The sequence below is a fragment of the Mesorhizobium sp. LCM 4577 genome (assembly GCF_001854795.2).
GTDB classification, from domain to species: domain Bacteria; phylum Pseudomonadota; class Alphaproteobacteria; order Rhizobiales; family Rhizobiaceae; genus Mesorhizobium; species Mesorhizobium plurifarium.
Window position 1 is genome coordinate 339,473 of the sequence record NZ_MDDU01000024.1, and the last position, 13,863, is coordinate 353,335.

The following is a 13,863-nucleotide window of genomic DNA, read 5'->3' on the forward strand; positions in this document are numbered from 1 at the left end:
TTACGAAACCGTGTCGGAATTATTTCGAACTCAAACCGAATGTCAAACGAAATATCACAGCTGCGTGAAACAGCCTTGATGCGCCGCTATTCGAGCGCCGTCTCGATCAATCGGACTTCGGTCTCCTCGCAAATCCGGCGAATCGAGGGGATGTCGCAACGATCGGTGATGAAGGTATTCACCTGCGAAAGGTGGCCGATCCGGACTGGCGCCGTGCGCTCGAATTTGGTTCGGTCGGAGACCAGGATGACATGACGCGCGTTGGCGATGATGGCCTGCGCCACCTTCACTTCCCGAAAATCGAAATCGAGCAGCGCGCCGTCATGATCGATCGCCGAGGCACCGATGACCGCGTAATCGACTTTGAACTGGCGGATGAAATCGACGGCCGCTTCGCCGACAACGCCGCCGTCGGAGCCGCGCACCACACCGCCCGCGATCACCACCTCGATCGTAGGATATATGCGCATCCTATTGGCAACATTGATGTTATTGGTGATGACCATTAGCCCGCTATGGTCGAGCAGCGCCTTGCTGACAGCCTCGGTGGTGGTGCCGATGTTGATGAACAGCGAGGCATTGTCTGGGATTAGCCGCGCCGCCGCGCTGCCGATCGCCTCCTTCTCGTCGGCGGCGATCTTACGGCGCGCCTCATATTCCATGTTCTCGATGCCGGACGGGAACAGTGCGCCGCCATGAATGCGGGTTAGCAGGCGCTGGTCGCACAGATCGTTGAGGTCCTTGCGGATGGTCTGCGGAGTCACATTGAAATGCGTCGCCAGATCCTCGACCAGAACCCGGCCATGGTCCTTCGCCATCTGGATGATTTCGGCATGGCGTGGCGAAAGAAACATCCGGCGTCCTCCATTTTCGTTTTTCTGGTTTATATCGGAAAACGAAAGCGAAGAAAAGGCATAAGCCGGCTAACGAAAATCACCTGATTGCAAAAGGTAAACCGGCGCCGAATGCGTCTGCCGGCTCAGGATAAGCGCCGCGCAATCTCGACTATGACGTCGAACGCAGCGTCGACATCGGCYGCCGTCGATTCGAACTGTCCCGCCTGAAAGCGGATCGCCACGCGCCCGTCGACCCGCGTTTGCGTCAGGTAGATGCGGCCATCGTTGTTGATGGCGTCGACCAGCCGCAGATTGTGCTCGTCCGGATCGGCACCCGAAGGCGCCTGGTGCCGGAACGAGAACAGCGAAAGCATCGGTTCGCTGACGAGCGCGAAATCGGCTTCCTTGGCAAGCCGCGTGGCCAGTCCTTCGCTCCAGGCGACGTGGTTGCGGATCATGGTGCGCAAGCCTTCGAGGCCATGGGCCCGCAGCAGGAACCAGAGTTTGAGCGCGCGGAAGCGGCGCCCGAGCGGCACCGACCATTCCGAATAGTTGATGATGCCGTCATGGCCGCGGGTCTTCAGATAATCCGGCTTGATCGCCAGCGTGCGCACCAGGTCTTCCGGCTGGCGCACGAACTGGATCGAGCAATCGAACTGCGCGCCGAGCCATTTGTGCGGATTGAAGACAATGGAATCGGCGCCTTCGACGCCTGCCCAGAAATGCCTGTATTCCGGGCAGATCATCGCCGACCCGGCCCAGGCGGCGTCGACATGCAGATAGAGCCTGTGCCGCTTCGCGACCGCGGCCACCGCCGCGATGTCATCGGTCCCGCCGGTGCTGGTGCCGCCGACGCAGGCGATGATGCCCGCAGGCAGCAGTCCCGCTTCGCGATCGGCGACGATCGCGGCCTCCAGCGCAGCCGTATCCATGGCACGAAAACGTCCTGAGACCGGGATGCGAACGAGGTTATCCTCGCCGATGCCGGAGACCCAGATGGCGCGATCGATCGAGGTGTGGACCTGGTCGGAGGAATAGACGCGCAGCTTGCTTTGCCCGGCCAGACCCTTTTTGTTGCCCTGCCAATCGAGCGCCCGCTCGCGCATGGTCAAAACCGCCGCAAGCGTCGCCGACGAGGCCGAATCCTGGATGACGCCGGAAAAGCCTTCGGGCAGGCCGAGCGCCTGGCGCATCCAGTCGACGATGCGCGTCTCGAGTTCTGTCGCCGCCGGCGAGGTCTGCCACAGCATGCATTGTGCGGCCATCGCTGAGACCAGATATTCCGCCACGACCGAAACCGGCGCCGCATTGGCCGGAAAATAGGYGAAGAAGCGCGGATGCTGCCAATGCGTCATGCCCGGCACGATCTTTTCTTCGAAATCCGCGAAGATCTTTTCCATCGACTCCGGCGATTCGGGTGGCGAGGCCTCGATGCTTCTGAAAATCTCGCCCGGCGCGATTGCCGGCCGGACCGGGCGGTCGCGCAGGCCGGCGCGGTAATCGACGCCCCAATCGGCCGCCCGCCTCGACCAGTCGCGGAATTCCTCGTTGTCCATATTTTCCTCCCAGCAGCCGTCGAAGGCACGGCCGATTGAGCCGGATTTGATTAACAGGTTAAATATGATGAAGCAACGGCGGGACTGGAACCCCTACCCCGGAAAATCCGGCAGATTTGAAAAAGCGATTTTCAGCGCGTTGGACCAGCCGTCCGAAATGGTGCGGTAGTAAGGATCGTCCTGGCCGATCCGCCGGTTCAGGCCCACTCTGAGCGCATCCTGCTCCAGGAACAGCAGATCGAGAGGCAGCCCGACAGAAAGGTTGGATTTCAGCGTCGAGTCGAACGACACCAGAAGCAGCTTCACCGTTTCGGCCAGGCTCATTGTCCGGTCATAGGCCCGGATGATGATCGGCTTGCCGTATTTCGTCTCGCCGATCTGGAAGAACGGCGTGTCATCGGTCGACTCGATGAAATTGCCTTCCGGGTAGATCATGAACAGCCGCGGCGGGCTGCCCTTGATCTGGCCGCCGAGAATGAAGGAGGCATTGAAGTAGGAATCCGCCTTGTCGCCGTTCGGCGAGGCATGCTCGATCACTTCCTTGACCGTATCGCCGACCAGCCGCACCGTCTGGTACATGGACGGGGTTCCGAGCAGCTTCGGATGACGATCGCTGACGGCCTTGTTGCGTTCGTCGAGCAGGCTGACCACCGCCTGCGTGGTGGCAAGGTTGCCCGCAGACATCAGCACGATGACGCGCTCGCCGGGCTCTTCCCACACATGCATCTTCTTGAAGGTCGAGATCGAATCCATGCCGGCATTGGTGCGCGTGTCCGACATGAACACGAGCCCGCGATCGATCTTGAGGCCGACGCAATAGGTCATGGTCGCTCTTCTGCCAAAGCAATTCCACGAAAAGCGTGTAGCAGTTTTCTGCCCGGAATTGCGTGAAAACAAAGAGATAGAGCGGTTCGGCGATTCTATCAAACGCTGAACCGCTCCAGCGATTCCAGCGCAGATTACTGCTCTACCGTGACGGTGACGGCAAGCTTCTCTTGCGCCTGCCCCAAGAGTATCCCCGATACCGGCGAGGCGTCACGATAGTCGCGCCCCGTCGCCACCCGCACATAGCGCTCGTCGGGTGAGATACCGTTCGCCGGGTCGAAGGCAACCCATCCGAGCCCAACGACATAGGCCTCGGCCCAGGCATGGCTGGCGGCCTGCTCCACGTCCGCGTCCATCATCAGGTAGCCACTGACATAGCGGGCGGGAAAACCAAGCGTGCCGGCCGCGGCGATGAAGATATGGCTGTGGTCCTGGCAGACTCCGGATTTCAGCGCCAGCGCCTCTTCGGCCGGTGTCACGACGCTGGTCGTGCCCGGCCTGTAGGCGACGCGTTCGCGGATCGCGCCCATCAGCGTGTGCAGCCGCTCGATCTCCGTCCCCTGCCCGACCGCGCCGGCCAATGCGCGTATGCCCTCGCCGGCAGTGGTGAGCGGCGTCTGTTGTGCGAACAGCCAGAGCGGCGCAAAGCCCTGATGCGGGCCCGTCACGCCTGCCGTGTCATGCGTGGTCACGTCGCCCGTGGCCTCGACGGTGATCGAGTTTTGGCCGCTCTCGGCGCTCACCAGCCGGGTGTCGTTGCCGAAATGGTCGGTGAAGCGCACCTCCTCGCGCGCGCCTTCCACCCTGATCGCCCAGGAGCCGACGGTCTGCGTGCGCCCGCTGGAAGGCAGCAGGCGCAGCCGCTGCAGCAGATACTGCACCGGCTGATCGTAGCGGTACTCGGTGCGATGGGTGATCTTGAGCCGCATAGCGCTCGCCCTCGGCTGTGCTCAATAGAACCGATAGTCCTGGGCGATCTCGTCGCCCAGCCTGGTGTTGTCGCGAATGAACTCGGCCAGGAACTCGTGCAAGCCGTGATCGAATATGTCCTTGATCGACCCTCTCTTGAGCAGCGCCTGGATCTTCTCGGCCGTGGCATGGCAGGCATGGCGCTCGCCATAATCGTCGGCAAGGAATTTCAAATGCTCGCCGAGGAAGCGGTAGCAGAAGGTCAGCGAGCGCGGCATGCGCACATTGAGGATCAGATAGTCGGCGATATTGGTTGGCTTATAGTCGGCTTCATAAACCCAGCGATAGGAGCGGTGCGCCGACACCGAGCGCAGGATGGATTCCCACTGATAGTTGTCCAGCGTCGAGCCGACCCAGGACAGCGAAGGTAGGAGCACATAATATTTCACGTCGAGGATGCGCGCGGTGTTGTCGGCGCGCTCGACATAGGTGCCGAGCTGCGAGAAATCGAAGATCTCGTTGCGCAGCATCGTGCCGTAGAAGGAACCGCGGATCAGCGCCGTCTCGCGCTTGATGGCGTCGAGCACCGTCGGCAGGTCGCGCTCGTCGATCGGCCTCGCCAGCATGCGCTTCAGCGACATCCACGCTTCGTTGATGCTTTCCCACGTCTCGCGCGTCAGTGCCGTGCGCACCATGCGGGCATTGTTGCGCGCCGTCTCGATCGACGACATCGTGCTCGACGGGTTCGAGGTATCGCGCAGCAGGAAGTCGGAGACGTTTGCGGCGGTGTAGTCCTGGTATTTCTGGCTGAAGGCGATGTCCGAGCCGGCGCTGAGCAGCACCGAGTTCCACTCTTCGGATGCGTCCTGGGTGCGCGTCAGCGCCATGCGCAGGCCGGCATCGACAAGGCGCGCCATGTTTTCGGCCCGCTCGATATAGCGGTTCATCCAGTAGAGACCGTTGGCGGTGCGGCCGAGAAGCATTTCAGCTTGCTCCAGTGTCGAGCGAATAGCGAATAGCGAGTAGCGAGTAGGGGAAAAAGGACTTCATGACTTTTGTTGCAGGCTCCTGATCATCGAACGCAGCATTTTCCCGATCTCATCAGTTTAGCCAAGCAAGTTGGCGACCTCCGCTTCGACCATCAATCCTACCTCCCCACACAGGATGAGATGTGTTTCCAATTCTTTCAGCGAGCCCTGCGCCGTACGAAGAAATTGAATAAAGACTCCTGTACTTTCTCGTCCATGACCTTCGGCAACGTTCGCGGCGATGGAAGCTGCCGAGCGTCGTATCTGAGAGGTCATCCCGTACGCTTCGCTGTTTGGAAAAGCTTTCGTGGCCGAGTAGCAATTCACCGCCAACCTCAAGGCCGCCTTCCAAACGATCAGATCTCTGTAGGAATTGATTGCCGTCGTATTCCCCCCTTTTTCCCTATTCCCTATTCCCTATTCGCTACTCGCTATTCGCTCTTTCAATCATCCAACACCCATGTATCTTTCGTCCCTCCGCCTTGCGAAGAGTTGACCACGAGCGAGCCTTCCTTAAGCGCGACACGCGTCAGGCCGCCCGGCACGATCTGGATACGGTCGGAGACCAGCACATACGGCCTCAGGTCGACATGGCGTGGCGACAGGCCCTTTTCGGTCAGGATCGGGCAGGTCGACAGCGCCAGCGTCGGCTGGGCGATGTAGTTCGAGGGCTTCGCCTGCAGCTTCTTGGCGAACGCCTCGCATTCCTTCTTGGTCGCCGCCGGGCCGACCAGCATGCCGTAGCCGCCGGAGCCGTGCACCTCCTTGATCACCAGCTCGCTTATGTGCTCCAGCACATATTTGAGGCTGTCCGGCTCCGAGCAGCGCCAGGTCGGGATGTTGCCGAGGATCGCCTTGCGGCCGGTGTAGAACTCGACGATCTCGGGCATATAGGAATAGATCGCCTTGTCGTCGGCGATGCCGGTGCCGGGCGCATTGGCGATGGTGATGTTGCCGGCGCGATAGACATCCATGATGCCCGGCACGCCGAGCGCGGAGTCCGGCCGGAACGTCAGCGGATCGAGGAAGGCGTCATCGACGCGCCGGTAGAGCACGTCGATCTGCTTGTAGCCTTCGGTCGTGCGCATCGCGACATGGCCGTCGACGACGCGCAGATCCTGCCCTTCGACGAGTTGCACGCCCATCTGGTCGGCGAGGAAGGCATGCTCGAAATAGGCTGAGTTGTAGGAACCCGGCGTCAGCACGGCGATGGTCGGCGTGCCTTTAGCGCTTTGCGGCCGCACGGCGGCGAGCGACTGGCGCAGCAGCTGCGGGTAGTTCTCGACCGGCCGCACCTTGATCTTCTGGAACAGCTCCGGAAAGAGCTGCATCATCGTTTCGCGGTTCTCCAGCATGTAGGAGACGCCGGACGGCGTGCGGGCATTGTCCTCCAGCACATAGAACTCGTTCTCCGAAATGCGCACGATGTCGACGCCGATGATGTGCGTATAGACGCCGGCCGGCGGCCTGACGCCGATCATCTCGGGCAGGAAGGCCTCGTTCCGGGCGATCAGATCCTTTGGCACCCGCCCGGCGCGCAGAATCTCCTGGCGGTGGTAGATGTCGTCGAGGAAGGCGTTCAGCGCCTGCACGCGCTGTTCGATGCCTTGCGTCAGCCGCCGCCATTCCTGGCCGGAGAGGATGCGCGGGACGATGTCGAAAGGGATCAGCCGTTCGGAAGCTTCCTGCTCGCCATAGACGGCGAAGGTGATGCCGGTCTTGCGGAAGACGCGCTCGGCGTCCTGCATTTTCTGGGTGAGYCTGGCCGGGTCCTGCTCCTTCAGCCAGCGATCGTAAGCCTCATAAGGTCTTCTCAATCCGGAGACTTCCGGAAGCATTTCGTCGAACGCTGCCAATCGCGTACTCCCCTCTGAAGGCCATTTCACTGGCCCCGCCGGAGAAAATCAAGCGCAATCGGTGATTTAGGAAGCGTTGACGGCCACTCTATGCAAATTGCCTAAAATCAAGGCACGGACCGCAAGGCCAGGTCAGCTCCTGCTTTCCGACAGGGCATCCTCAAGGCCCGTCAGAACGCCCGGAAGGTCACGATGGTGAAGGTGTCCTTGATGCCGGGGAGAATCTGCACCCGCTCGTTGACGAAATGGCCGACGTCTTCCTCATCGTCGACATAGAATTTGGCGAGCAGGTCGTAATTGCCGGCGGTCGAGTAGATCTCGGAGGCGATCTCGGCGTCGGCGAGCGCGCTGGCGACCTCATAGGCCTTGCCCAGATCGCATTTAATCTGCACGAAAAATGCCTTCATTGCCCGGTCCTGCCAGCCTCGGAGCAATTCCAGGAAAAGTGCCTGGCGGTTTTCCGTCCGGAATTGCGTCAAAACAAACAGTTGGAACGGGTCGGCGATTCCCAGGAGCGGATCCGTTCCAACGAATAAGCGGCCCTTGTGGCAGACTGCCGCCCGGCTTTCAAGCATCAGGCGGCCTGCGCCCTGGCGACTGCTTGCCGCAATTGCGCAATCGTGGACATCGGCGCCGGCAAGAAATCTTCCGAACATCGTGAAACCGCGGCACCCCGCGCAGCGTATGTTAGGATGTTCCTCGCAACGCGAATTCCCGGAGGCACGCCATGCGCCGCGCTTTGTTCGCACTCACCCTCGTTCCGATATTTCTTGCGTCCATGGCCTTCGCCGGCGACGCCGAGATCAAGGCCGCGCAGACCGTCATCGACAGCCAGTTGAAGGCCTTTATCGCCAATGACGGCGCCACCGCCTACAGTTTCGCCGCGCCGAATGTGAAGCAGATCTTCCCGACGGTCGACACCTTCATGAACATGGTGACGAACGGCTACGCGCCGGTGCGCAAACCCCAGTCCTATTCCTTCGGCAGGGTCGAGCAGACCGCGCCCGGTTCAATTGTCCAGCAGGTGCTGATCGTCGGACCCGACGGAAAGGACTATGAAGCCGTCTATACGTTGCAGCAGCAGCCCGACGGCAGTTTCAAGATCACCGGCTGCAGCCTGCGCGCCTCGACTTCGGTCAGTACCTGAGCAATCGAGGAAAAGTGCGCGATGCCTGGAATTTTGACTGGGCCCGCACTCAATCCCGCCGCTGATACAGGGTCCAGCCCAGGCCTGAAAGACCCCAACTCGTCGAGGCATCGACACGCTCATAGGCCGACATGCAATCCGGCACGGCGTCGACATGTTGCGGTTGCCGATCGATGGCGCCTTCGAGGATCAGCCAGGGCGGACGTTCGTCACATATTTTGTCCTTCGCGACAAACGATGCCTGGCGCCCCAGGCGTTTGGCGAAATAGTCGACGATCATGACGGTCCGGAATTCCTGGTTGGTGGCGTAGTCAGCCGCGCCGTCACGCGTCATTTTGTCGACCATCGTGGCGTAGGATCCCCGTCCATATTCGTAGAATGGCAGCAGAAGCGTCGTCGTGCCGGCAAGGATTGCCACCATTGCAGCCGCGGCCAACACTCGATACTTGCCCCCAGCCGCGAAACCACGCCCAAGCAACTCGCCTGCCCACAGCAACATCAATGTTGCCGGAACGAGGAAATAACGCTGAAATTCGGCATTGGGCAGTCGTGCCATTGCCATGACGATGGGCAGCCCCACGATCCCGATCAGATAGAGGCTGGCCCGCCGGTCGCGCCATATGGCGGCGCAGACGCAAACGAGGCCGCATGCGGCGGCAATGCAGACCCAGTCCCCGAGCCAATCCGGCACGCCGAACAGATAGCGGATCATTCCGCCATAGCCCTGCGCGAAGGCCTGAAGCGAGAATGGCAAGGCGCCGCCGATCCTGAAGCCAAACAGCACTCTGCCAATGAGCATGCAGGCGGCGAGCGGCAGGACGGCCAGGAAGGCGGGCGCGAAAATCTGGCCGAGCTCGACATTGACCCGATCGAACCTGCCGGTGCGTCGCCAGATGAGCCAGGCGGTCCAGGCTACCAGGACAGCCACGGTTTCCACCATGATGAGGTGAGACAGAAAGCCGAGGAGGACGATCACTCCGAATGCGATGCCCGAACCCCGTTTGTCGAGCCTGCGTTCCAGGAGCACGACGGCAAGAAGCGTGAACAACACCAGGCCGGCATAGCCTCTCGCTTCCGAGCCGTAGTGAACCATCGGATAGCTRACGGCGAACAGCAGGCTTGTGGCGACAGCGGCCCACCGGCCGCGAGCAGCAGCCCCGGCGGCAACGATAGCGCCGACACCAAGCGCTATCGATAGCCCACGCTGAAGCAATGTCGAAGCATCAGGGCCAATCAGGTACAGGTAGATCGAATTGAGGAAATGATTGTTGTCGTGATTTATGCGCCAGAATATCTGGTCGATCGAGGTGAGCGGTTCAAGCAGCACCAAGCTCCAGATCTCGTCCATCCAGAGATCGCCACGCGCGCCGAGCAGCCGCAGGACGAGGCCGGCCATCCCGATGGCGGCGACAGCCAGCAATACCGCTCCTGTCCACTGTTGGACGGCAGCAACGGGCTCAGAAGCGCCGCTCTTGCGGTTGGCTTGTGCCCCGCCTGACGCTGCGGCTTGTCCAGAGATGAGCAAGGTCCCCGCCTTTGCCTGATATCATCCTGGCAATCTGTATAGTCGCAGTCGTTTCAAAATAGTTCGCACATGCTCAGCGGGGGCCTGCAGCCGCTCAGCGGGCCGGAATATCGCCCCTCGCCCAGCCTTCGGTGATCCCCGCGGCGCGCTCTTCGAAGGCCCCCGCCTCTATAGCCGCGCGGATGTCCTGCATCAGCTTCTGATAGTAGGACAGATTGTTCCAGGTCAGCAGCATGGCGCCGAGCGCTTCCTGCGAGCGCACCAGGTGGTGCAGATAGGCGCGCGAATAATCACGCGCCGCCGGGCAGTCGCTTTCTTCGTCCAGCGGTCGCGGATCGTCGGCATGGCGGGCATTCCTGAGATTGACCTTGCCGCGCCGCGTATAGGCAAGGCCATGGCGGCCGGCGCGCGTCGGCATCACGCAGTCGAACATGTCGATGCCGCGCGCAACCGATTTCAATATATCGTCCGGTGTGCCGACGCCCATCAGGTAGCGCGGCCTGTCGGCCGGCAGCTCCGGACAGGTGATGTCGAGCATCTCCAGCATCACCGCTTGCGGCTCGCCGACCGCCAGCCCGCCGACGGCATAGCCTTTCAGGTCCATCGCCTTCAGCGCCTGCGCCGAGCGCAGGCGCATCGCCGCGCTGTCGCCGCCCTGGACGATACCGAACATCGCCTTGCCCGGCTGGTCGCCGAACGCCGCCTTGCACCGCTCGGCCCAACGCAGCGACAATTCCATGGCGCGCTCGATCTCCTTGGGCTTGGCCGGAAGCGCGGTGCATTCGTCGAGCTGCATCTGAATGTCGGAATCGAGCAGTCCCTGGATCTCGATCGACCGCTCGGGCGACATCTCGTAAGGCGCGCCGTCGATATGCGAGCGGAAGGTGACGCCCTTTTCGGTCAGTTTCCTGAGCTTCGACAGCGACATGACCTGGAAGCCGCCGCTGTCGGTCAGGATCGGATATGGCCAGCGGGCGAACTCGTGCAGGCCGCCGAGCCTGGCCACGCGCTCGGCACCGGGCCGCAGCATCAGATGGTAGGTGTTGCCGAGGATGATGTCGGCGCCGACGCCGCGCACCTGGTCCATATACATGGCCTTGACGGTGCCGCCGGTGCCAACCGGCATGAAGGCCGGTGTGCGGATCTCGCCGCGCGGCATCGAGACGAGACCGCGCCGTGCCTTGCCGTCGGTAGCAAGCACCTTGAAGGAAAAAGTCTCAGCCATTGAATTCCTTGTCGTGCACCGGCGCCTCGGGTGCCTGCTCGTCGAGCGATTGCCGGTAGCGAATGCAGCCGCGCATGAATTTCGGCCAGGGCGGCACGGCGATCGACGGTTCGGTCTTTTCCGGCAAAAGGCCCCAGAGCTCGGGATGATGCCAGCACAGATCGTGCCCGCTCGTATCGCGATGCGCGCGGATGCCGGCGCGCAGCTTCTTCACTTCCGCGATCAGCCCATCGCGGTCCATTTTCTCGAGGTCATCGTCCATCGCTCGTCTCCGCCCGGTAAAGCAGGCTGGCGTCGCCATAGGAATAGAACCTGTACCGGTTCTCGATGGCATGCGCATAGGCCGAGCGCATTGTCTCAAGCCCGCTGAAGGCCGAGACCAGCATGAACAGCGTCGAGCGCGGCAGATGGAAATTGGTCATCAGCATGTCGGCCGTGCGGAACCGGTAGCCGGGCGTGATGAAGATGTCGGTGGGTCCGGACCAAGGCTCGATCCTGCCGTCGTCGCGCGCGGCACTTTCCAAAAGCCGCAGCGATGTCGTGCCGACGCAGATGATCCGCCCTCCCCGCGCCCTGGCCGCGTTGAGCGCCGCCGCCGTCTCCGCGCTAACCGAGCCGGTCTCGGCATGCATCTTGTGATCGGCCGTGTCGTCGGCCTTCACCGGCAGGAAGGTTCCGGCGCCGACATGCAGCGTGACGAAGCGGCGCTCGACACCCCTGGCGTCGAGCGCGGCAAACAGCTCCGGCGTGAAATGCAGGCCCGCGGTAGGGGCTGCGACGGCGCCCTCTTCCCTGGCGTAGATGGTCTGGTAATCGGCGCGATCGCGCTCGTCATCGTCGCGCTTCGAGGCGATGTAAGGGGGCAGCGGAATATGGCCGACCGCATGCAGCGCCTCGTCGAGGAATGGCCCGGAAAGATCGAAGCCGAGCAGCGCCTCGCCCGCCTCGCCCTTTTCGAGCACCGTCGCATCGAGCTGGCCGAGGAAGCAGGAATTCTGGTCATGGCCGAAATGGATGCGGTCGCCGGCGGCGATGCGTTTTCCCGGCCGCATGAAGGCCTGCCAGCGGTCCGGCGCCACGCGCATATGCAGCGTCGCCTCGACCTGCGCCACCGCCTCGCCGCGCTTGCGCATGCCTTTGAGCTGCGCCGGAATGACCTTGGTGTCATTGAACACCAGCACGTCGCCTTGGCGAAGCAGCGACGGCAGATCGGAGACGATGCGGTCCTGCAATGGTTCGCCCGGCTTGACGATCAGCAGCCTGGCGCTGTGGCGCGGCTCTGCCGGGCGAAGCGCGATGCGCTCCTCCGGCAGGTCGAAGTCGAACAGGTCGACTCGCATCAGTAGAGCCGGATGAGCAGCGCCCCGGCAAGCAAGAGCACGGCGCCGGCGACACGGCCAAGCGAGATTTCGCGCACCGCCACGCCCAGGAAACCGGCGCGGTCGATCAGCATGCCGGCGATCAGCTGACCGGCGACCAGGAAGGCCATCAGCGCGGCARCGCCGATGCGCGGCGTCAGGATCGTCGACAGTGTCACATAGAAGCCGCCGAGCATGCCGCCGGCAATGAACAGCCAGGGCGCCGGCGCTTTCCAGTCGAGCGAGATGCCCTGCAGCTTCACCACCGAGACCGCGATGATGCCAAGCACGATGGCTCCGGACAGGAAGGAGAACGCGGCGGCGGCCACTGGAAGGCCGAGGCCCTTTGCCAATTGCGAATTGATCGGCGCCTGGATGGCGATGAAGGCGCCGGACAGGATTCCGAGCAGGGACCAGACAGCGCCCATCATCGTACCGCCCTTACTTGACGTCGGCCGCAACCTTCAGCGACACGATCTTGTCGGGGTCCTGCACCGGCTCGCCGCGCTTGATCTTGTCGACATTCTCCATGCCTTCGATGACCTGGCCCCACACTGTGTACTGGCGGTTGAGGAAGGCGGCGTCGTCGAAGCAGATGAAGAACTGCGAGTTAGCCGAGTTCGGGTTCTGGGCCCTGGCCATAGAGCAGGCGCCGCGGCCGTGATTGGCGTTGGAGAACTCGGCCTTGAGGTCCGGCTTGTCGGAACCGCCCATGCCCGCGCGCGACGGCGCATAGGTCGGCTTCGAGGAGTTGCCGAACTTGACGTCGCCGGTCTGCGCCATGAAGCCGTCGATGACGCGGTGGAACACCACGCCGTCATAAGCGCCTTCACGCGCCAGCTCCTTGATGCGGGCGACGTGCCCGGGCGCCAGCTCGGGATACATCTCGATGACGACCTGGCCCTTGGTCGTCTCCATGATGAGCGCGTTCTCGCGATCCTTGATCTCAGCCATGTCAGAAAATCCTTTTGAAAATTGAGGGAATTATTTGCCGTCGGCGGCGATGCGAACCTTGATCATGCGGTCGGGATCGGTGACCGTGCCGTTATCGGCCTCGTCGCCTTTCTTGATCTTGTCGACGAGCTCCATGCCGCTCTCCACCTTGCCGACGATGGTGTACTGGCCGTCGAGGTTCGGCGCCGGCGCGAACATGATGAAGAATTGCGAGTTCGCCGAATTCGGGTCCTGCGAGCGGGCCATGCCGACAACGCCGCGCGTGAACTGCTCGCTCTGCGAGAACTCGGCCGGCAGGTCGGGAAGATCGGAACCGCCGGTGCCGACGGCTTGCGGATCGAACCCCTTCTTCATGTTGCCGAACTTGACGTCGCCGGTCTGCGCCATGAAGCCGTCGATGACGCGGTGGAAGGCGACATTGTCATAGGCGCCATCGCRCACCAGCTTCTTGATCTGCGCGACATGCTTGGGCGCCAGATCGGGGCGCAACGCAATGGTCACGTCGCCGTCCTTGAGCGTGATGATCATGGTGTTTTCCTTGTCGGCGGCGAAGGCCGGCCCGGATGCCGAGAAAAGGGATGCCGCCAAAAGGCCGGCAAGCACGACAAGGAACGAAGCGAGCTTCTTCAGCTGCATGAGGATCT

16 protein-coding genes are annotated in these 13,863 nt (G+C 62.2%); 1 reads left to right on the forward strand and 15 read right to left on the reverse strand.

All coding sequences use genetic code 11. The annotated features are described in order from the left end of the window. Positions 1-86 precede the first annotated feature (86 nt). The 8 genes from LCM4577_RS23300 to LCM4577_RS23335 all read right to left on the reverse strand — a co-directional run bounded on the left by LCM4577_RS23300 (position 87) and on the right by LCM4577_RS23335 (position 7,417). Positions 87-854 carry a DeoR/GlpR family DNA-binding transcription regulator gene (locus tag LCM4577_RS23300; protein WP_040987185.1) on the reverse strand — a complete coding sequence of 256 codons (768 nt, stop codon included), beginning with the start codon at positions 852-854 and terminating at the stop codon, positions 87-89. Between the two features lie 125 nt (positions 855-979). Then, a complete protein-coding gene (locus LCM4577_RS23305) occupies positions 980-2,392 on the reverse strand; it encodes an aspartate aminotransferase family protein (protein WP_071073634.1) in 1,413 nt (470 codons plus the stop codon). Between the two features lie 93 nt (positions 2,393-2,485). Beyond that, positions 2,486-3,217, reverse strand: a complete 732-nt coding sequence (locus LCM4577_RS23310) for a peptidase (protein ID WP_071073636.1) — start codon at positions 3,215-3,217, stop codon at positions 2,486-2,488. Between the two features lie 134 nt (positions 3,218-3,351). Beyond that, positions 3,352-4,146 carry a transglutaminase family protein gene (locus LCM4577_RS23315; RefSeq protein ID WP_041000617.1) on the reverse strand — a complete coding sequence of 265 codons (795 nt, stop codon included), beginning with the start codon at positions 4,144-4,146 and terminating at the stop codon, positions 3,352-3,354. 21 nt (positions 4,147-4,167) lie between these two features. Then, complete coding sequence (locus LCM4577_RS23320; protein WP_040987177.1) at positions 4,168-5,109, reverse strand: alpha-E domain-containing protein; 942 nt, start codon at positions 5,107-5,109, stop codon at positions 4,168-4,170. A gap of 123 nt (positions 5,110-5,232) precedes the next feature. Continuing rightward, positions 5,233-5,568: a four helix bundle protein gene (locus LCM4577_RS23325; protein ID WP_338012045.1), complete on the reverse strand. Its 336-nt coding sequence runs from the start codon at positions 5,566-5,568 to the stop codon at positions 5,233-5,235. Positions 5,569-5,597: 29 nt separating this feature from the next. Next, positions 5,598-7,010 (reverse strand): circularly permuted type 2 ATP-grasp protein, encoded by a 1,413-nt coding sequence (locus LCM4577_RS23330; protein WP_041000621.1) that lies wholly within the window; start codon positions 7,008-7,010, stop codon positions 5,598-5,600. 170 nt (positions 7,011-7,180) lie between these two features. Further along, on the reverse strand, positions 7,181-7,417 hold the full coding sequence (locus LCM4577_RS23335) for an Lrp/AsnC family transcriptional regulator (protein ID WP_027166286.1): 237 nt from the start codon (positions 7,415-7,417) through the stop codon (positions 7,181-7,183). Positions 7,418-7,737: 320 nt separating this feature from the next. On the opposite strand from LCM4577_RS23335, the gene LCM4577_RS23340 reads away from it, so the two are divergent. Beyond that, positions 7,738-8,157 (forward strand): DUF4864 domain-containing protein, encoded by a 420-nt coding sequence (locus LCM4577_RS23340; protein WP_041000623.1) that lies wholly within the window; start codon positions 7,738-7,740, stop codon positions 8,155-8,157. A gap of 49 nt (positions 8,158-8,206) precedes the next feature. On the opposite strand, the gene LCM4577_RS23345 is transcribed toward LCM4577_RS23340, so the two are convergent. The 7 genes from LCM4577_RS23345 to LCM4577_RS23375 all read right to left on the reverse strand — a co-directional run bounded on the left by LCM4577_RS23345 (position 8,207) and on the right by LCM4577_RS23375 (position 13,855). Further along, positions 8,207-9,577: a hypothetical protein gene (locus LCM4577_RS23345; RefSeq protein WP_071073638.1), complete on the reverse strand. Its 1,371-nt coding sequence runs from the start codon at positions 9,575-9,577 to the stop codon at positions 8,207-8,209. Between the two features lie 199 nt (positions 9,578-9,776). After that, complete coding sequence (gene tgt / locus LCM4577_RS23350; RefSeq protein ID WP_071073640.1) at positions 9,777-10,907, reverse strand: tRNA guanosine(34) transglycosylase Tgt; 1,131 nt, start codon at positions 10,905-10,907, stop codon at positions 9,777-9,779. After that, positions 10,900-11,169 (reverse strand): hypothetical protein, encoded by a 270-nt coding sequence (locus LCM4577_RS23355; protein WP_071073641.1) that lies wholly within the window; start codon positions 11,167-11,169, stop codon positions 10,900-10,902. The genes tgt and LCM4577_RS23355 overlap by 8 nt, the downstream gene beginning before the upstream one ends. Next, positions 11,159-12,247, reverse strand: a complete 1,089-nt coding sequence (queA, locus tag LCM4577_RS23360) for a tRNA preQ1(34) S-adenosylmethionine ribosyltransferase-isomerase QueA (protein WP_071073643.1) — start codon at positions 12,245-12,247, stop codon at positions 11,159-11,161. Before queA ends, LCM4577_RS23355 begins: the two co-directional genes overlap by 11 nt. Continuing rightward, on the reverse strand, positions 12,247-12,696 hold the full coding sequence (locus tag LCM4577_RS23365; RefSeq protein ID WP_071073645.1) for a DMT family transporter: 450 nt from the start codon (positions 12,694-12,696) through the stop codon (positions 12,247-12,249). Before LCM4577_RS23365 ends, queA begins: the two co-directional genes overlap by 1 nt. Positions 12,697-12,706: 10 nt before the next feature. Then, positions 12,707-13,219: a peptidylprolyl isomerase gene (locus LCM4577_RS23370; protein ID WP_040987166.1), complete on the reverse strand. Its 513-nt coding sequence runs from the start codon at positions 13,217-13,219 to the stop codon at positions 12,707-12,709. A gap of 30 nt (positions 13,220-13,249) precedes the next feature. After that, entirely contained in the window at positions 13,250-13,855 is a 606-nt protein-coding gene (locus LCM4577_RS23375; protein WP_071073647.1) for a peptidylprolyl isomerase, read from the reverse strand. Positions 13,856-13,863 lie beyond the last annotated feature (8 nt).

Excerpts from the sequence above, each read along its gene's own strand:
- LCM4577_RS23300 (WP_040987185.1), bottom strand. The coding sequence starts at position 854 with ATGTTTCTTTCGCCACGCCATGCCGAAATCATCCAGATGGCGAAGGAC.
- LCM4577_RS23310 (WP_071073636.1), bottom strand. The coding sequence starts at position 3,217 with ATGACCTATTGCGTCGGCCTCAAGATCGATCGCGGGCTCGTGTTCATG.
- LCM4577_RS23315 (WP_041000617.1), bottom strand. The coding sequence starts at position 4,146 with ATGCGGCTCAAGATCACCCATCGCACCGAGTACCGCTACGATCAGCCG.
- LCM4577_RS23320 (WP_040987177.1), bottom strand. The coding sequence starts at position 5,109 with ATGCTTCTCGGCCGCACCGCCAACGGTCTCTACTGGATGAACCGCTAT.
- LCM4577_RS23335 (WP_027166286.1), bottom strand. The coding sequence starts at position 7,417 with ATGAAGGCATTTTTCGTGCAGATTAAATGCGATCTGGGCAAGGCCTAT.
- LCM4577_RS23340 (WP_041000623.1), top strand. The coding sequence starts at position 7,738 with ATGCGCCGCGCTTTGTTCGCACTCACCCTCGTTCCGATATTTCTTGCG.
- tgt (WP_071073640.1), bottom strand. The coding sequence starts at position 10,907 with ATGGCTGAGACTTTTTCCTTCAAGGTGCTTGCTACCGACGGCAAGGCA.
- LCM4577_RS23355 (WP_071073641.1), bottom strand. The coding sequence starts at position 11,169 with ATGGACGATGACCTCGAGAAAATGGACCGCGATGGGCTGATCGCGGAA.
- queA (WP_071073643.1), bottom strand. The coding sequence starts at position 12,247 with ATGCGAGTCGACCTGTTCGACTTCGACCTGCCGGAGGAGCGCATCGCG.
- LCM4577_RS23370 (WP_040987166.1), bottom strand. The coding sequence starts at position 13,219 with ATGGCTGAGATCAAGGATCGCGAGAACGCGCTCATCATGGAGACGACC.